Origin of the sequence: Horticoccus luteus (assembly GCF_019464535.1) — a bacterium.
Taxonomy (GTDB): Bacteria; Verrucomicrobiota; Verrucomicrobiia; order Opitutales; family Opitutaceae; genus Horticoccus; species Horticoccus luteus.
The window spans coordinates 4,241,571-4,260,094 of record NZ_CP080507.1 but is presented as its reverse complement, the minus strand read 5'-3'; the positions used below and the strand labels follow the sequence as shown (position 1 = coordinate 4,260,094).

At 63.1% G+C, this 18,524-nt stretch carries 16 protein-coding genes; 2 read left to right on the top strand and 14 right to left on the bottom strand.

The features are described from left to right. Positions 1–225: 225 nt before the first annotated feature. The 4 genes from K0B96_RS17290 to K0B96_RS17275 all read right to left on the bottom strand — a co-directional run bounded on the left by K0B96_RS17290 (position 226) and on the right by K0B96_RS17275 (position 5,007). On the bottom strand, positions 226–1,242 hold the full coding sequence (locus K0B96_RS17290; RefSeq protein ID WP_220162345.1) for an NAD-dependent epimerase/dehydratase family protein: 1,017 nt from the start codon (positions 1,240–1,242) through the stop codon (positions 226–228). Then, positions 1,229–2,875, bottom strand: coding sequence for a fatty acid CoA ligase family protein (locus K0B96_RS17285; RefSeq protein WP_220162343.1), 1,647 nt, complete (start codon positions 2,873–2,875; stop codon positions 1,229–1,231). The genes K0B96_RS17290 and K0B96_RS17285 overlap by 14 nt, the downstream gene beginning before the upstream one ends. Before the next feature lie 28 nt (positions 2,876–2,903). Further along, a complete protein-coding gene (locus K0B96_RS17280) occupies positions 2,904–4,052 on the bottom strand; it encodes a ribonuclease D (RefSeq protein WP_255558762.1) in 1,149 nt (382 codons plus the stop codon). Between the two features lie 76 nt (positions 4,053–4,128). Next, on the bottom strand, positions 4,129–5,007 hold the full coding sequence (locus tag K0B96_RS17275; RefSeq protein WP_255558761.1) for a histone deacetylase family protein: 879 nt from the start codon (positions 5,005–5,007) through the stop codon (positions 4,129–4,131). A 97-nt stretch (positions 5,008–5,104) separates the two neighbouring features. On the opposite strand from K0B96_RS17275, the gene queC reads away from it, so the two are divergent. Beyond that, on the top strand, positions 5,105–5,794 hold the full coding sequence (queC, locus tag K0B96_RS17270; RefSeq protein ID WP_220162341.1) for a 7-cyano-7-deazaguanine synthase QueC: 690 nt from the start codon (positions 5,105–5,107) through the stop codon (positions 5,792–5,794). A 3-nt stretch (positions 5,795–5,797) separates the two neighbouring features. Further along, positions 5,798–6,490, top strand: a complete 693-nt coding sequence (locus tag K0B96_RS17265) for a 7-carboxy-7-deazaguanine synthase QueE (protein WP_220162339.1) — start codon at positions 5,798–5,800, stop codon at positions 6,488–6,490. 96 nt (positions 6,491–6,586) lie between these two features. Here K0B96_RS17265 and nagB read toward each other — a convergent pair whose 3' ends face one another. The 10 genes from nagB to atpA form a co-directional block, all read right to left on the bottom strand. Continuing rightward, positions 6,587–7,372 (bottom strand): glucosamine-6-phosphate deaminase, encoded by a 786-nt coding sequence (gene nagB, locus K0B96_RS17260; protein WP_220162337.1) that lies wholly within the window; start codon positions 7,370–7,372, stop codon positions 6,587–6,589. A gap of 133 nt (positions 7,373–7,505) precedes the next feature. Beyond that, entirely contained in the window at positions 7,506–7,676 is a 171-nt protein-coding gene (locus K0B96_RS17255) for a FeoB-associated Cys-rich membrane protein (RefSeq protein ID WP_220162335.1), read from the bottom strand. Between the two features lie 3 nt (positions 7,677–7,679). After that, positions 7,680–9,818: a ferrous iron transport protein B gene (gene feoB / locus K0B96_RS17250; protein WP_220162333.1), complete on the bottom strand. Its 2,139-nt coding sequence runs from the start codon at positions 9,816–9,818 to the stop codon at positions 7,680–7,682. A gap of 1 nt (position 9,819) precedes the next feature. Further along, complete coding sequence (locus tag K0B96_RS17245) at positions 9,820–10,056, bottom strand: FeoA family protein (RefSeq protein WP_220162331.1); 237 nt, start codon at positions 10,054–10,056, stop codon at positions 9,820–9,822. Between the two features lie 31 nt (positions 10,057–10,087). Next, a complete protein-coding gene (locus tag K0B96_RS17240; RefSeq protein WP_220162330.1) occupies positions 10,088–10,342 on the bottom strand; it encodes a FeoA family protein in 255 nt (84 codons plus the stop codon). Between the two features lie 106 nt (positions 10,343–10,448). Next, positions 10,449–13,838: an Ig-like domain-containing protein gene (locus K0B96_RS17235; protein WP_220162328.1), complete on the bottom strand. Its 3,390-nt coding sequence runs from the start codon at positions 13,836–13,838 to the stop codon at positions 10,449–10,451. 276 nt (positions 13,839–14,114) lie between these two features. Beyond that, the gene (gene atpC / locus K0B96_RS17230; protein ID WP_220162326.1) at positions 14,115–14,522 is read right to left on the bottom strand and encodes an ATP synthase F1 subunit epsilon; all 408 of its coding nucleotides are present in this window, start codon (positions 14,520–14,522) and stop codon (positions 14,115–14,117) included. Positions 14,523–14,588: 66 nt separating this feature from the next. Beyond that, on the bottom strand, positions 14,589–16,004 hold the full coding sequence (gene atpD, locus K0B96_RS17225; RefSeq protein ID WP_220162324.1) for a F0F1 ATP synthase subunit beta: 1,416 nt from the start codon (positions 16,002–16,004) through the stop codon (positions 14,589–14,591). Positions 16,005–16,041: 37 nt separating this feature from the next. Further along, on the bottom strand, positions 16,042–16,914 hold the full coding sequence (atpG, locus tag K0B96_RS17220) for an ATP synthase F1 subunit gamma (RefSeq protein WP_220162322.1): 873 nt from the start codon (positions 16,912–16,914) through the stop codon (positions 16,042–16,044). A gap of 62 nt (positions 16,915–16,976) precedes the next feature. Beyond that, the gene (gene atpA / locus K0B96_RS17215) at positions 16,977–18,503 is read right to left on the bottom strand and encodes a F0F1 ATP synthase subunit alpha (RefSeq protein WP_220162320.1); all 1,527 of its coding nucleotides are present in this window, start codon (positions 18,501–18,503) and stop codon (positions 16,977–16,979) included. Positions 18,504–18,524 lie beyond the last annotated feature (21 nt).

Below are 18,524 nucleotides of genomic sequence, written 5' to 3'. Positions count from 1 at the left end.
GGGAGTGGCCGATAACAAAAGCCGCGTTTCCAACGCTTCGATTTGAAACGCAGAAACGGAAACCTGACGCGCGGGAACTGGACGGCGACGGCTCAAATTCGGTGGGGAAAGGCACCGCATTGGGAATATCTTATCAATAACTTTCTTACTCCAGACAGGGGTAAACCCTGATGCACCCTGACGTATCGCAACTTATGCGCGAATAAGCTTCCGGTCCGGTCGCCGTCAGGCGCGCAGGCTCTCCACCAACGATTCCATTCCCGCGGACATCGACACAGCGGGGTGAAAGAGCAAATCGCGCTTCGCCGCTGTCACATTAAACCAGTGATCTTTGGCGAGTTCCGCCGCCACGAATCGGGTGAGCGGCGGTTCACCCTGAAGGGCCAATCCCCGCCACACCTCTTCCGCCACGGCTCCCGCGGCACTGGCGATTGGAAGCGGGACGCGCTTTTTCACTTCCGCCAGCCCCATTCGCGAAAGCAGCTGATTGATCCATTCCCACAGGAGGACCGGGTCGTCGTTGGTAATGAAATAGGCGCGACCGGCGGCCGGCGAAGGCGCCCGGCTCAGCGCGGTCTCCGCCAAAAGGTGCGCGACTGACGCGTTTTGCACGTGCACTAGATCAACGCGATTCCGTCCGGCTCCGATAATGCGCAAGCGGCCCGCCCGCGCGCGAGCGAGCAGTCTCGGCACCAGGTGCGGATCGCCCGCACCCCAGATCAAATGGGGCCGCAACGCCACCGTGCGAAGCGTCGCACTGTTGGCCGCCAGCACCTCGCGCTCCGCCATCGCCTTGGTCAACGGATAAGGGCTCGGGCACGAGGTCGTCAGCGGGAGGGATTCATCCACTCCTGCCAGATCGGAGCCGGTGTAAACTACACTCGGCGTGCTCGTATAGACCAAACGCGGGACGGCATGTCGGCGGCAGCCTTCGATGATCGCGCGGGTGCCCAGCACATTGGCGCGATAGAAATCCCCGTAACGTCCCCACACTCCGACTTTTGCCGCCACGTGAAACACCGTGGCCATTCCCGCACAGGCCTCCGCGACCGCCGCCGAATCCTCCAACGCGGCGCGCACAAAACGCACCCCCCTCGCTTCCCAAGTCGGCGCAGGGTTACGGGCCAAAACGGTCACCGACCGGCCCTGATCCAGGAGCTTTTCGACGACGTGGCTCCCAAGAAATCCCGTGCCTCCCGTCACGAGCGCCGGGCCGAGCAAACTGGAATCAGGCGACTTCAATTGCCCTTTCCCGCGCGGCCCACGCCGCGAGCGTCAAGCGGTGGATCTTGGCATTGTGCCGCACGTCCACCGGGAACGCGCGCCGAAAGTAGAAAAGCCGGATGCTCTTCGTCGCTTCGTGCGCCCGGCCGAGTTCGCGCAATTCCTCCGCCAAACGGCGTGCGTCGCGCGTGCGAACATCGGACTCCACCACCAATGCCGGCACCTGCGTTCCGCGCTGGCCCAAACCCACCAGCGCACAACGCCCCACCCTCGCATGCCGCCGAAAAACCTGCTCCACGGGCTCCGTGTAAAGCACGGCCTCGCCGGTATCTACGCGTTCCACCTTCCGCCCGCAGAACCACAGCCGCCCTTCCTCGTCGCGATACCCACAATCGCCCAACCGGTGCCAAACCTCCACGCCATCGGGAATCTTAGCCTGCGCCGTCGCCTCGGGCAAAGCATCGTAACGCTTTGTCACCATGGGGCCGCGGACAACGATTTCGCCAATCTGCCCGACCTCGCGTTCACGCACGTGCGCCCACGATGAAATCACTCCGTCCACTACCGCGATGATGCGCACCTCCGCATCCTTTACCGGACGGCCCACGCACGCGCCGCGGGTGCCGCCGACATCAATTTCTCGACGCGAGACGCTGCTCACCGGCAACGCCTCGGTTGCTCCATAAGGACTATGCAACTCGCCCTCCACCAGCCACTCCCTCGCGCCCGCCCAAAGCGCCGCCGGCACGGGCGCACCCGCGCATAAAACCCGGCGCAACGTCGGCAACGTGATGCCTTCCGCCCGGCAATGGTCACCGATCTTCCGCCAGAGCGTCGGCGAACCGAACGATGTCGTGACATTTTCCTGACGGATGGCCTGCACGATTTTGGCCGGATCGAGGGTCGCCGGGCGGCGCGGATCGAGTTCCGGCACCACCGTCGTCATACCCAACGCCGGATTGAACAGCGCAAAAATCGGCAGCAGCGGCAGGTCGATTTCACCGGGACGGATCCCGTAAGCCTCACGGATGATGCGCACTTGGGCATCGAACATCCCGTGTTCGTAACACACACCCTTGGGACCGCCCGTCGAACCAGAGGTAAACAAAATGGCTGCGAGTTCAGCCGCGCCACTTCGCCGGGGTGGCGGCGGGGCGCCGCCCGGCGGTTCGCAACGCGCCGTGAGTTGTCCGCTCACCGAAATACGGACCTCAACCGACCGAAACGCCCGCCGAAACACGTGGCTTACGCCCTGCGCAAAACCGATGCCGAGCAAGATCCTCGGCCGCGAACGCGCGACGCACGCCAGAAAACTTTTCAGCCCCATGCCAGGATCGATAATCACCGGCACCGCACCTAACTGAAACGTCGCGAACGCGCCCGCAATCAGCGGCAAGCCCGGCCGCACCATGATCAACACCCGGTCCCCGCCACGCACACCGCGACCCGCCAGCCTTGCCCGCCACGCGCCTGCCTCTGCTGCGAGTTCGGCGAAGGTCAGCGTCAGGTAATCGATGCGCCCGTCCGCCGTGCGTCCGCGGGGAATTTTTAACGCCGGGGTGTTCGGTTGTTGCGCCGCCATCGCCGCCAAGTGCCGCGCGATGTTGGCATCGCCGAGATCCAGCGACTCGCGAGACGGGTTCGAAGGCATGACGACACGGACACCGGGCCGGCCCGAGTCAGAGCTTTTTGAGCGACGGCTGCTGGCGCAAAAGATCCGCCTGCCAAGGGAGCAGCACTTTGTCCAAGTCCTCGGGATGCCGCGCGATCTGCGCCAGTTGGGAACGATTAGCGATGAGGGTCGGCTCGATTTTCACCTCTTTCGCCACCCGATCCCGATCCGCCTTGATGCGGTCCTGCAACGCGATCTCCGGCGGCGTGAGTGACCGATGAGCAGGATCGCGGGGCGGCCGCCGGGGCAGCGTGCGCGGATCGCGGGCCAGACCGGCCCGCACGGCCGCGGACAACGACGGAAAGAGGCGCGGGTGCCGCTTCCCCAGGTGCACGTTGCCCAAAATTTCGGCCTCGGTGCCGCCTTGTTCCGCGGCCTCGGCCAGCTTCATCAGGAAATCCTGGCTGCACACCTTGAACGGCGGCACGTCGAGACGCTCAGCGGTCTCTTGGCGCCAATGCCACACCGCATGCAACACACTCAATCCAGCGCCCCGCAGACGCTCGCTGTGCCCGACCCGCCAGTCGTTTTCGTCGGGCGGCGCGAACCCCAATGTGCCAGCTTCAATCTGCGCGCGGCACTGCTGCTCCATCCACGCTGTGCGGCCGAGCTTCGCCAACTCGCGCTTCAAAATGTCGCGTAGCGCCGGCAAGTGCCAGACATCAAGCGAGGCGTATTCGAGGAGCTGCGGCGTGATCGGCCGCTTCGACCAATTCGCCTTCTGGCCATCTTTGTCGAGGGCCACGCCAAAGTGTTCTTCCAACAATGCCGCCAACCCGAAGCGGGAGCGGTTGAGCAGCTGCGCGGCCAGCATCGTGTCGAAAAGACTCTTCGCCCGGAATCCGCACCGATCATGAAGCAGGCGAAGGTCGAAGTCGCTGCCGTGCATCACCAAATGCAACTTCTCCAAGCGCGCCCACAACGGATCCAAATCGATCGGCGCGAGGGCATCCACCAGATACACCTGCCCAGAAACAAGAAACTGCAGCAGGCAGACCCTCGTTTTGAAGTGATACATGTTATCCGCCTCCGTATCGAGAGAGACCTCTTTGACGCGGTCCAAGGCCGCGAGCAATGGCGGCAACTGGTCAGGACGATCGATCAGTCGATAAGCGGGGAGCCGCGATTCCACTTTCACGCCGAGCAGTCGGCGCATCCGTGACGGAATAAGACGGGAAATCATGAAACGCGCGCTTTGCTACACGAAATGTCCGGCGGAGCGAAGCGAAGAATCACGGCGGGGAAAAACGATCTTCGCCCGCCCACGCCGCGAGGAAACGTTCGATCAACACCGGCAAATCGGCGCTATAGCCGCCTTCGAGAATTGCCGCCGTCGGCAACTCCGCCTCCGCGAGCCAGCGTCCGAGAGTCGCAAAATCCTCCGCTTCCAACGTCATTTCCGTGATCGGGTCGCCCGCATAAGCATCGAACCCCGCCGAAACCAGGACGAGATCGGGGTGAAACGCCCGCACCGCCGCCCACGAGTCCGCCAACGCGCTCATGTGCTGCTCGCGCGGCGAATGCGGCGCCACCGGCCAGTTGCGCGTGCCGCGGCCCAAATCGCGGGTGCCCGTCCCGGGGTAGCCGGGAGATTGGTGCACGGATGCAAAAAACACGTGCTCGCGGCCCTGCAAAATCGCCTCCGTGCCGTTGCCATGGTGCGCGTCGAAATCCCAGACGGCCACGCGCGCGGCACCTGAGCGTTGAGCGTCCAAAACGGCGACCGCGATGGAGTTGAGATAACAAAATCCCATGGCCCGGTCCGCCATGGCGTGGTGGCCCGGCGGCCGCATCAATGCGAACGCTTTCCGCCCCGCCCTCGCCTGTTGCGCCGCCAGCACCGCCGCTCCCACCGCCCGGCGCACGTGGTTCGCGATGCCTGCGAAATAGGGCGTGTCAGCATCAAAATCCGGCCCCCGCTCCAACCGCCGCAGATGCGCCTCCGTGTGCGCCAACCGCAGCAATTCGTCGCCAGCCGGATCCGGCACGCGCCATTCCCAGGCAGGGTGAGCGGCCTGCAGGTAGGGCACGGTTTTCGTGATGCGAGCCGGCTGTTCGGGCCGCAAAGAAGAACCGTAATCGACACAACGGGGGTCGTGGAGGATCAACATGAGGGACGACTTTATCTGCGCGGGCTGGACGGTGGGCGCAGGAGAAAGAGAAGCAGGAAAGGTTGGCAGCGCGAGCCCACGGGTTTAATTGAGGCCGATGAATGTCGTCGTGCTCTGCTCTGGCGGGATGGATTCCGTGACCGCCCTCTATTGGGCCGCGCGGGAACACCGTGTCGCGGCAGCACTGAGTTTCAACTACGGCGCGAAGCACAACGCGCGCGAAATCCCGTTTGCCGCCGAACACGCGGCGCGTCTCGGGGTGCGGCACGAAGTGATCGCCCTCGACTTCATCAACCAGCTCTTCGCCTCCGACCTGTTGCAGAGCGGCGGCGAAATCCCGGATGGCCACTACGCCGCGGCCAACATGCAGCAAACCGTCGTCCCCTTCCGCAACGCGATCCTGCTCTCGATCGCCTGCGGTTTCGCGGAAAGCAGCGGGGCGGAAGGCGTGGCGATCGCGGCGCACGGAGGCGATCACGCGATCTACCCCGACTGCCGCGAAGATTTCATGCGGGCGATGAGCGACACGATGCGGCTCGGCACCTACGCCGCGGTGGCGCTGCTGAGACCGTTCATCGCGATGACCAAAGCCGAAATCGCGGTCACGGGTGCGAAATTGGGCGTGGATTTCGCGCGCACCTGGTCGTGTTACAAGGGCGGCGAGCTGCATTGCGGCCGGTGCGGCACCTGTGTCGAACGCCGCGAGGCATTCGCCTTGGCCGGCCTCGCCGATCCCACGGTGTATGCTTCCCACGATCCGTTGCCGACCAGCCCCCGCGCGAGTTAACCGATGCTGATTTCCGAAATATTTTGTTCGCTGCAAGGCGAAGGCGAACTGACGGGCGTGCCCTCGACGTTCGTGCGCACCAGCGGCTGCAATCTGCGGTGCACGTGGTGCGACACGCCCTATGCCTCGTGGAATCCCGAAGGCGGCACGCTGAGTGTTGACGACATCGTGGCCGCGGTCATCCGACACCCTGCCCGACACGTCGTCCTGACGGGCGGCGAACCGATGATCGCGCCCCACATCCGGGATCTCGCCCGCGAGCTGCAGCAGCTCGGCTATCACCTCACGATCGAAACCGCCGCCACGGTCGCCCCCGACGACATCGCGTGTGATCTCGCGTCCATGTCGCCGAAGTTACTCAACTCCGCCCCACCCGCGGCGCAGCACCCCGCCTGGCACAAACGCCACGAAGCGACGCGCTGGCAGCCGGACGTCGTGCGCGCGTGGGTCGATGCCTACGATTACCAGTTCAAGTTCGTCGTCACCGCGCCGGCTGACGTGGATGAGTTGGAAGGCATGATCGAAAAGCTCGATCGAGACATACCCCGGCACAAAATTCTGCTGATGCCGGAAGCGCGTTCGCTCGAGACGATGCGCGACCGCGCCGCGTGGCTGGCCGAATTGTGCAAAGCCCGGGGTTATCGCTACGCCCACCGACTCCACATCGAACTCTGGGGCAACAAACGCGGCACGTAACGTATGCCTCAGTGAGCGCCGCTACGCTGCGATCGCTCGCCCGCGGTGGCCACGGAGCGGTGGGAGCGAGGCGATCGCCGCCGCTGCCGCACACGGTTACTCGTAGCGTTGCCAGGAGAGTTTGTTGCGATCGATCCAGCGGTAGTGATCAACGTATTCGAGCCCGGCAGCGGCGCCCTCGTCGAGGACGACCGTGGCGCGCGGATGCAGTTGGAGGGCCGACGCCGGACACATGGAGGAAAGCGGGCCTTCCACCATCCGCTCGACCGCGCGGGTTTTGGACGGGCCGAAGGCGATCAACAAGCACCGCTTGGCATCCAAAATCGTGCCGATACCCATCGTGATGGCGTGGTGCGGCATCGATTCGAGCGAGCCAAAGACGTCGCTGTTATCCTGCAACGTCTGCTCCGAGAGGATCTTGATCCACGTGCGCGAGCGCAGCGACCCCGTCGGCTCGTTGAAGCCGATGTGGCCGTTGCGGCCGAGCCCAAGGAGCTGCAAGTCGATGCCGCCGGCCGCGACGATGCGCTCTTCATACGCCCGGCACTCGGCGTGCAGGTCGGCCGCGGTGCCATTGGGCACGTGCGTGCGCACTTGGTCGATGTTGATGTGGCGAAAGAAATTTTCCCGCATGAAATAGCGGTAGGATTGCTCGTGCTCCGAGGGCAGGCCGACGTATTCATCGAGGTTGAACGTCGTCACCCGGCTGAAATCGAGGCCCTCGGCGCGGTGCAGGCGAATGAGCTCTTGATAGAGCCGCAACGGCGTGCGGCCGGTCGCGAGACCGAGCACAGCGTGCGGTTTGTCGCGCACAAGTTTCGCGATGATTTTGGCGGCCAGCAAGCAGCCCGCTTCGGCGTCGTCCCGGATGATGACCTCCATGAGGTCTCGATGCAGGAACGGCGGCTGCGCGGTGTCAATGCGACGCGGCGTTGACTAGCCGCCACGGCGGAAACTCATCACCGCGCGGATCGTGATTCCGCGCCTCGTCCGCCGGGCGAAAACATGCGCCGGCTCAGCGGTGCTTCAAGCGCGCCTGCAGTTTGCGCACCTCGGGGCTGATCGCGCCGCATTCGCCACCGCCGCACCCCGACTGCTTGCGCTTCCCCATCGCCCGCACCACCAGCCACACCGCGGCGACAGCCACGACGAGCAGGGCGAGGAGGGTCTGGACTTCGGGAGTCATCGTTCAGAAGCCGAGCGCGTGACCGGCTTGCGCCACAATAAACGACACGACCCACGCAGTGCCAGTCATGTAGGCGATTTGGAAGAGCGGCCAGCGCCACGAATTGGTCTCGCGACGCACCACGACGACGGTGCTCACGCATTGCATGGCAAAGACATAGAAGACCATCAGCGTGAGACACGTCAGCGGAGTGAAAAGCGCGCGTCCATCCGGCCACGTGGCGTTTTGCAGAGCCTGCCGCAACGGCGTTACGTCTTGGTCATCACTTCCGGCATTAAAGACGACGCCCATCGTCGAAACGAATACCTCGCGTGCCGCAAAAGACGTGATGAGCCCGATGCCGATGTGCCAATCGAAGCCCAATGGCTTGATCACCGGTTCAATGATGTGCCCGGCCTGCCCGGCGAAGCTGTGCGCGAGCTGTTCCGTCGCCGACGCGCCTTCCGGGGCCTTCGGATAAGTGGCCAAAAACCACAGCACGATACTGATGCCCAAGATCACCGTGCCCGCGCGACGCACAAAAATCCACGCCCGTTCGGCCATGTGCCGCACCACATCCATCAACGCGGGCAAGCGATACGGCGGCAATTCCATGATCATCACCGGCGGCTCTCCTTTCAACAACGTGCGTTTGAAGAGCCACGCGAACCCGAAGGCGCCCGCCGTCCCAAGCACATACATGAGCAACATGATTCCCACCTTGGTCACCACCGGCACACGGTCGCCCGGCACCAAGGCGGCAATCATCAGAAGATAAACCGGCAGCCGCGCCGAACAGCTCATCAACGGCGCCACCAGAATCGTGACCAGCCGGTCCTTCGGCTCCTCGATGGTTCGCGTCGCCATAATGCCCGGAATCGCGCACGCGTAGGAACTGAGCAGCGGGATGAAGCTTTTCCCATTCAAGCCCACCCGACTCATCAACCGGTCCATGATAAACGCCGCCCGGGCCATGTAGCCCGTGCTCTCGAGCAGACCGATGAAGAAAAATAGAATTAAAATCTGCGGCAGAAACACGAGCACGCCACCCACGCCCGCGATCGCCCCATCCGTAATCAGGTCCCGCAAATCCCCCGCCGGCATTTGGTGTTTCACCCAATCGCCGAGCAGCGCGATGTGGCCGTCGATCCAGTTCATCGGATATTCGGCGAGCGTGAAGATGGAAAAGAAAAGCAGCGTCATGACGCCGCCGAGGAGCAGCCAGCCCCACAACGGATGCGTGGCGACCGCGTCGATGCGATCCGAAGGCGTGGGTCCGTTGAGCGCGGTCGATTCGACGACGTCGGACACGAGCGCGCCGATCACCTCGTAGCGGCTGTTCACCAAAGTGCCGGCCCAATCCGTGCCCTCCGCGGCCCAACGTGACTGCCAGTGCCGCAGTATCTCGGCGGTCCGCGCGCTCAATGGGTTCGATCCCACCACGCGCACCGAGTCTTGGTCCGTCAGCAGCAGTAACGCTTCCGCCCGGGCGATGAGCGGTGCCTTGCGGTCGCTCTCCACCAGCGAAGCCTGGATCTCCGCGACCGCCGACGCGATGGGCACGGGCACGTCCCACGCATGGCGCGAAAGCGGCAAATCCGGGCGGCTCATGGCGAGACGCAGCTCGATGATCCCCTTGCCGTTGACCGCTTCGCACGGGATCACGGGAATGCCGAGCGCCTTCTCCAGCCGCGCCACGTGAATCCGGATGCCCGCGTTCACGGCCACATCCATCATGTTGAGCACGAGAATCACCGGCCGGCCGAGATCCAGAATCTGGTGAACAAGGTAGAGGTTTCGCTCAAGATTCGTCGCATCGACGATGCAGAGAATTCGGTCCGGTTGCGCGGTGTCCGCCCGGCGGCCGAGGAGCACGTCCCGCGTGACCGCTTCGTCCGGCGAACGCGCCGCGAGCGAGTAAGCGCCCGGCAGATCGATGACGGTCATCGGCTGGCCGTGCTGCGAATACGTCGTGCCGACCTTTTTCTCGACTGTGACGCCGGGATAATTCCCGACCTTTTGCTTCAGGCCGGTGAGGGCGTTGAACAACGTGCTCTTGCCGCAATTCGGGTTACCGACGAGCGCGAACACCGGTTGTCGAGCAGCCGGGCTGTGACTCGCCCCGGCCGGGCGGTTCGCCGTGATGGAAGGAGGCAGCGCCATCTCAGGCCGACTCCACGGAGATGTGACGGGCGTCCGCCTTGCGCAATGTCAGGCGATAGCCGCGCACCTTGATTTCCAACGGGTCGCCCATCGGCGCCGACCGCACCAGGGTGATGGTGATGCCGGGCTGCAGCCCCATTTCGCGCAACCGGAGAAACACGGCGCCGACTTTGGGCATCTCGCGCACCGTAGCGCTGCCGCCGGGCGGGAGTTCGGACAGGGAGATCACGGCACCCATGCTCACAGCGACACACCGGCGACCGACGAGGTCACCCGCGGCGGCCGAATTGCTCAACCAAGATGTTTTTCGCCGCGTCGTGGCTCAACGCGATGCGAGTGCCATTGACGCCGCAGACAAACGGCCCGGAGCCGCCGATCTTCGTCACGAGCACGGATTCACCGACTCCCATTTCCCGGACCCGCTGGCAAAAATGCACATCACCCGCCAGCGCGCGGACGCGCCCGGCCTTGCCAGCCGGGAGCTGGCAGAGCGGCAGGAGGGCATCGCGAACAGGATGGCTCATGGCGGAGGAATTAATGACACAGAATTGAGACTCGGTTGCAACGATAGGCAAGAAAAACGCGTTTCCGCCGCGTGGACGTTCAGCAATTTTTGCGTCCAACAGTGACTTACGGAGGGAGAGCATTTTGCGGCACCTCGTATATTTCGAGCAATACCACGCCGGAAGTCTCGCCCGCCCCGCTGGCTAGGATGGTGTAGGCCCCCGGTTTCAAGGTGGCGAGCAACGCGGCATCCTTACTGCCCGCGTCCAGAGCAAACGCCCCCACGCGCTCCGCCACCGCAGCCACGTCGGTCGCATCGCGATTGTCGCCCCAATCATCGTTGCTCATGAACCGTCCCAAATTCGCCTCTTGCAACGTAAGTTGTGGATCGGCCAGCAACTCCTCTACTCCGTAGGTCGCGAGCGTGGGTCCGACGGCGCGAATAAGATACGTTTTGGCGGAGGCACCCGTGATCACCAGTCCCGGAATGGCCACGCGTTCATCCGGACCAATGAAAGCCCGCGTGGAAAGATTCGTCAGGCGTGTGGTCGCCATTCCCGCGTCGGCATCGTAGACTTCCACCAGCGCAATACCGGTTGCGCCGTTGGCCGCAGAATCCGCCTGCAATTGCACGGTGTATGCACCCGGGTCGACTTCGACGATCGTGGCGGCGTCATCTCCGCGCGGAAGCAGGGAAAACGCTCCGAGCAGTTGGGCCTCGAGCGCCGTTTGCGCCGCGGCTGGCTGGCGGAACCAATCCGCTGAGGTTTGCAGCGGCCGGTCGCCGTGGAACAGCGTGATTCGTGCGCCCCTCGCCGGGTGTTCCACCCACGACGCCAAGCCGCTGCCCACGCCACGAATCAAAACGCGTTTCCTGCCCACTCCTTCCACGGTAAAACCGGCGATGAGCGTCTGATTGCCAACACCCGCCATGCCGCGCGTCGAAAGATTGGTCAAATGCGTGCTGGAAAGCGCCGGCGGGGCGGCGACGGCCACGGCCGCCACCTGCGCATCGATCGATCCCGCCGAGTTGCTCACGTGCACCGTATACACTCCGGCGTCCCTGGTTTGCGCGCTGGGAGCGAGGAAGATCGCCGGGCTCTGATTGAACATCTTGATCGCACTGGTCACCGGACGGTCATTCAAAAACCACTGATAGGTGGCGGAAGGCCCGGCCACCACCGGCGCCGCCAGGGAGAGCGCCTCCCCCGCCGCCAGCGAAAGCGACACGGGGCCACCCGCCACGACGGGCGCCATCGAATCGTCGATCACCGAAAGAGCGAAGGGGTCACTGTACGAAGTGCCGTATGCATTGGTCGCCGCCACCGTATAATTCCCGCTGTCGCCCACTTTCGCTGCGATGATTTGCAGATAGGACATGGTCGCGTAGGCGATCGGCACTCCCTCCCGATACCATTGAATCGTGCCGGCGGGTTGCGGCCCACGGGGGATTGAGACCGACAGCATCGGCGTCGAGCCGGCGAGCGCGGCCTTGTTGCCGGTGATGACGGGGGTGGACGGCGGCACCTGTTTGGACCAGAAACGCACCGCGACTTCCGTCGATACGACCGTGCCCAGCGAGTTGCTCACGACGCAACGATACGTGCCTGCCTCCGCCGGATCCGCGGGCCAACGGTTATATAAATTGCCGGTGGCGCCTGGCAGATCGACGCCATCGCGCTGCCATTGATAGTGCAAGGGCGCCGCCCCCTCCGCGGATATCGTGAACATAAAGCCGGCATCCTCGCTAAAAAAACCGGCCCCCGAGGCCGAGAGCAATGGCTTCTGAACCACCGGCGCGCCTGTCCGAAGCGCCACCGAAATCTGCGTCAACACCTTCTCTTCTTCACCGTTGGACACGACGTATTCGTAGAGCCCGGCGCTCGCAGGCGAGAATGAGGCAATTTCATACAGCCAGGCGGTCGCGTTGGGGATCGGCACGCCGTTGAGTCGCCAAAAGCGGAGCAACGTGGAGTTGTCCATGTTGACACCGCTCAGCACACGCTTGTCGCCGACGTCGAACACAAAGGTGTCCATCTCGGGTGCGATGTCAGGGAGCGCGATGTCGGTCGACACAACGAGCTCCATCGCCTGGCTCGCGATCGACCCGTACGCGTTTGTCACCAGCAAATCGTAAACGCCGGCGTCATCCCATGCGACGGGTGCGATCAGCAGCGTGGCGTCAGTCGCGCCGGCGAGCGGGAGGCCATTACGCCGCCACTGCAACGCCACTGGCGACGGAGGCAGAAAACTGGAACGAACGTCAATCTGACCGCCAGGCGGAACCAGCACCCGTTCCGTCCTCGTCATCGACCCGACGCCGATGCTGACGAGATTCCTCAACGCATACGTCAGGTCGGGCAGCACCAGCGCTGCCTGGCTTCGCGCCTCGCCAAATTCATTGGTCGCGCGCAGTTCATAGACGCCGACGTCTTGGGCCGAGAAGGCGTTCGCCATGAAATTCGCGGTTGTGGCGCCAGGGATGGGCGCGCCGTCGCGATACCATTGGAGCGTGAGCGAGGCCCCCGGCCACTGCACATCCGGCGCCAGGCTGAACGCCTGTCCGGGACGCAGCGTCGCATCGGCGGGTTGCGAGACAAACGCCGGGAGATTGCCCACAAAGAATGAAGCCGCCTCCGTGGCCGCCAATTGATTGCCGGACAAATCCGCAAACGGCACAGCCGCGAGCGGTCCCTGTTCCGCATTGGCGCGCAACGTGATCGGTCCCGAAGGAAACGCCCTTGGCCAATGAATATGGACTGTCCGTTGGTCGGCGGTCCACGAGTTGATCGAACGGGGAAACCCACTTGGCAAAGAGGCACTGCTCACGTCACCCCGCAGCCGCATCGGCTTGTCGAAAGTCAGTTCCACCGTGGCATTTTCATCGACTCCAAAGGCACCGGCCGCAGGCGTGACAGACGTGATTCGGGGCGCGAGGGTGTCGCGCGTGCCAGACGTCTTTATGGGAAACGCGGTCACCGTCGCGTAACCAGCCAAGAGATCGACGTCCGCAACGCGAGCGGTCCCCGCCAGTCGCACCGCCATCAGGTTGCCGATCAGATCCATCCCCGGGGGCACGAGCAGCGAGGCGGAACGCGAGGTGCCGTCCAACGGCCGGCTTTCGTCCAAGTCGTCTGTGCTGGACAATACTTCGCCGTCCAAGTCCGTGATCGAAGCGATGACAAAATCGCTCGCGCGGCCGCCCGGGAGATTCCACTGCACCGCCGCCAGGCCACCGGAAACCTGCTGTAGATTATTGTAGTTGGTGATTTCCGCGACCGGCGGGTACGTGTTTCCAGTGAGGGAAATCGAGCCATCGAACAGGGCGCTCGCGGGATATGTGATTTGGAAACGGAACGTGCCGTTGGCGAAACTCGCATCCAACATCGATCGACTGTCGTAAAGCATTCCGCTTGCCGTTGACGACAGGCCCGTCGAAGAGACGGATGACAACTGGGCGTGAAGCTGCGGCCCCGTAATCAGCAAAGTCGACTCCAGCCCGTAAACCGGAGCCACAAAGGTGAACCCGGCCAAATAACTGGATCCTCCATAGACCGGGGCGCCTCCGCTCGTCTGACGATAAGCATCGTATTTCAGGACAGTCCCTGTGTCCAGAATCTGTCCCGCGGCCCCAACGGGTAGCAGGACCAAAACCGCTATGCAGGCAGCGAGCTGGCGCATGGTTCGCGACGCTTCCACCGAAACGGGGCGCAAGGCAACTCCGATCGTCTGCCACAGTACGGGCGACACGCCGCCGGTCCCGCCACATCGCCGGCGGATTGGCAGCAGCCGTTACGTGCGCCGGCGCTTGAGGCCGAGCTGGACCACGGCGAAGCGGACCACGCCTTCGAGGCGCTCCACTTCGGCCGGATCAAGGTGTTGGGCCGCGGCGAGCGCTTCCTCGGCGCGGCGCATCGCCTGCTCCACCGCATTGGCGTCGATCTTGTCTTCCGCGATCGCTGACTCGGCCAACACTTGCACGCGGTCACCGTCGATTTGAGCGAAACCATCTCCGACGGCGAGCAAGGCGGTGTGACCGTTCTTCGTCACCCGCAGTTCGCCGTGGGCGACCCGCGTGAGCAACGGGATGTGGCCGGGCAGGATGCCGACCTCACCCGCCACGGTGGGCAGCACCACTGTGTCGATCGTGTCGGAATAGACGCGGGCTTCAGGAGTGACGATGTCGAGCGTAAGAGGCATGACCAGGGAGCGAGAGAGGGTCGGCGATCATTCCTGACGGAGGAAACGCCGACCCTGGTCGTTGAATTATTTTTTAGATGCAGCGATCACCTCATCGATGCCGCCCTTCATGTAGAAATCGCCTTCCGGAACGTCGTCGAGCTGGCCATCGAGAATCATCTTGAAGCCACGAATCGTATCTTTGACGGACACGTATTTGCCGGGCGAGCCGGTGAACACTTCCGCGACGTGAAACGGTTGCGAGAGAAAGCGCTGAATTTTGCGGGCGCGATACACGGTCTGCTTGTCCTCCGGCGAAAGTTCGTCGAGGCCAAGAATCGCGATGATGTCCTGGAGATCCTTGTAGCGCTGCAGCACGCGCTGCACTTCGCGCGCGATTTTGTAGTGCTCTTCACCGACGATGTCGGCCTGCAACGCCTTCGAGACCGAGGCCAGCGGATCGACCGCCGGATAAATGCCGAGCTCAGCGATGGAGCGCTCCAGCACGATCGTCGAATCCAAGTGGGCGAACGTGTTCGCCGGAGCCGGATCGGTGAGATCGTCCGCCGGCACGTAGACCGCTTGAAAGGATGTGATCGAACCCTTTTTGGTCGAGGTGATGCGTTCCTGCAAAAGGCCCATTTCGTTGGCGAGCGTCGGTTGATACCCGACCGCCGACGGAGAGCGGCCCAGCAAGGCGGACACTTCGGAGCCGGCCTGCGAGAAGCGGAAAATGTTGTCGATGAACAAGAGCACGTCCTGGTTTTTCTCGTCGCGGAAATACTCGGTCATCGCCAACGCCGAGAGCGCCACGCGCATACGAGCGCCCGGGGGTTCGTTCATCTGGCCATAAACGAGCGCGACCTTCGACTTGGAGAGGTCCTTCTGGTCGATCACGCCCGCTTCCGACATTTCGTGATAAAGATCGTTACCTTCGCGCGAACGCTCTCCCACCCCGGCAAACACCGAGTAACCGCCATGCGCCTTGGCGATGTTGTTGATGAGCTCCATGATGACGACGGTCTTGCCGACGCCTGCGCCGCCGAACGCTCCGACCTTGCCGCCCTTCACGAACGGGCAGATCAGGTCGATGACCTTGATGCCGGTTTCCAGAATGTCGGCCTTCGTCTCCTGATCGACGAGCAAGGGCGCCGCCCGGTGGATGGGATACTTCTTGGTGAACTTCACCGGCCCGCGGCCATCGACCTCTTTGCCGGTCACGTCAAAAATGCGCCCGAGCACGCCCTCGCCCACCGGCACGGAAATGGGAGCGCCGGTATCGACGACGGCCATGCCGCGCACGAGACCTTCCGACGACGACATGGCGATGGTCCGCACGACGCCTTCGCCGAGATGCTGCTGCACTTCCAACGTGAGCACCTCCTGCTTGCCGCTCACGGTGAAATCAATCGTGAGGGCCTGATAGATCGGCGGCACGACGTTGGCCGAAAACTGGACGTCGACGACAGGGCCGATGACTTGGACGATTTTGCCGGTGTTCATTGCGTAAAAGGTAGAAGCAAACGTGAGGTAAAAGGGATCAGGCTGCGGTGGACTGGCCGGCCGCGATTTCGAGGATTTCCTGGGTGATCGCTGCCTGGCGGGCCTTGTTGTATTCGAGAGTGAGATCGCCCAGCAACTTGGTCGCGTTGTCCTTGGCGGTTTTCATCGCGACCATGCGCGCGCTTTGTTCCGACGCCTTCGCCGAAAGCAGGAGCTGGAAGATGTAGCGATTGACGTAGAAAGGCAGCAAGGCCTCGAGCACCGACTTCGCGTCGGGCTCAAATACCATCCCGCGATCGTCGACTTCGCGCGCGCCACCTACTTCACGGCTCAACTGCTGCACAAACTCCTTCACGCTGGCGAGCGGGAGCACGGGACGGATCGTCGGCTCCTGGACGAGCGTGTTTTTGTAACGCGCGTAAATGACTTCAACGGTGTCGATGGTGCCTTCGAGGAAGAGCTTCATCATGAACTCCACCGCCTGCTTCACCTCGGCAAAAGGCACCTGATCGTGCACGACAAAATCGGCGACAATATCCCGGCGCGTGCGGGCGAGAAACCGGGCGCCCTTGCGGCCGATCGCGACAAATTTGGCCGGCCCCTTCACTTCCGTCACGAGCTTGAACAGGTTGGCGTTGAGCGCGCCACAGAGGCCGATGTCGGTCGTGACGAGCAGAATGCCGCGGGTCTTGACCTCGCGCGAAACGAGGAACGGATGCTGCGCCTCTGAAACGCGGGGCGCGAGTGCGGCGAGCATGTCGGCCATGAGCTGCGCGTAGGGCCGGCCGGCGAGCGCCGCCTGCTGCGCCTTCTTCATTTTCGAAGTCGCCACCAGCTCCATCGCCCTCGTGATCTGGCGGGTGTTCTTGACCGACTTGATGCGTCGGCGGATGTCGCGTGTGGAAGCCACGATGTCGAAGTAAGCGTTACGTTATACGGCGGACAGTGAAGACGAGCGCGAGTGAGGCGGGCTTAGGCGCTGTAGGACGATTTCCACTCGTCGCAGGCGGCTTGGAGCTTGGCCTCGAGGTCCTTGTCCAATGCGGCCTTCGTGCGGACTTCCGTCAGCAGCGCGTCTTTGCGCGTCGTGAAAAACTCCCGGAGCGACGAAGCCGCTTCGACGATTTTCTTCACTTCGACCGCATCGAAGAATCCCTTCTGCATCGCGAAGAGCACGGAAACCTGGAGCTCGATCGGCAGCGGGTTGAATGCCGGCTGTTTGAACAATTCGACGATGCGGGCGCCGCGCTCGAGCTGACTCTTGGTCTTCGCATCGAGATCGGAACCGAACTGGGCGAAGGCCGCGAGTTCGCGGAATTGCGCCAGCTCGCCCTTGAGTTTGCCGCCGACTTGCTTGGTCGCCTTGATCTGCGCGGCCGAACCGACGCGCGAAACGGAGAGACCGACGGAAACGGCGGGGCGGATGCCTTGGTTGAAGAGATCCGTTTCGAGAAAGATCTGGCCGTCGGTAATCGAGATGACGTTGGTCGGAATGTAGGCCGAGACGTCGCCCGCGAGCGTTTCAATAATGGGCAGCGCGGTCAGCGAACCTTTGCCATCGAGGCGCGCCGAACGTTCGAGCAAGCGGGAATGCAGGTAGAATACGTCGCCCGGATACGCTTCGCGACCGGAGGGACGTTTCAAAATGAGCGAAATCTGGCGATAGGCGACGGCGTGCTTGGAGAGATCGTCATACACGATCAGCGCATCGAGGCCGTTTTCCATGAACCACTCGCCCATCGCGGCACCCGAGTAAGGCGCGATGTATTGATTGGCGGGATTGTCGGCCGCAGGCGCGGCGACAATGATGGTGAACTCAAGCGCACCGGCCGCTTCGAGCGCAGCAATGGTGCGCACGATGTTCGAATTCTTCTGACCGATCGCGACGTAGATCGAATAGACGGGACGAAACTTGGGATCGCCGCTGGCGAGGCCGACCTTGTTCATCTTCGCCTGATTGATGATCGTGTCGATCGCGATGGTCGTCTTGCCCGTGCCGCGATCGCCGATGATCAGCTCGCGCTGGCCACGACCGATCGGGATCATGGAATCGATCGCCATGATGCCGGTGAAAAGGGGCTGGGAAACGGATTTGCGCACGATGATGCCAGGCGCAATGCGTTCGACGGGATATGTCTCCTTCGCGTCGATCGGTCCTTTGCCGTCAACGGGATTGCCGAGCGCGTCGACCGCGCGGCCGAGCAACACCTTGCCGACGGGGACGGAGAGCAGGCGGCCGGTGGTCTGCACCTCGTCGCCTTCCTTCAGTTGGGACACGTCACCTAAAATGACGCAGCCCACTTCGTCCTCCTCCAGATTGAGCGCGATGCCGATGGCGCCGCCCGGAAACTGGACCATCTCATTATACATCACGCCGGAGAGGCCGTTGAGCTTGGCGACACCGTCGGCGACGGTGAGGATGGAGCCGGTGTTCTTTTTGACCGCCTTGCTGGAAAGGTTGGCGATCTGCTGTTCGATTTGTTCGAGGACGGTGCTCATAAGCGACGAGACGCGGAGGGA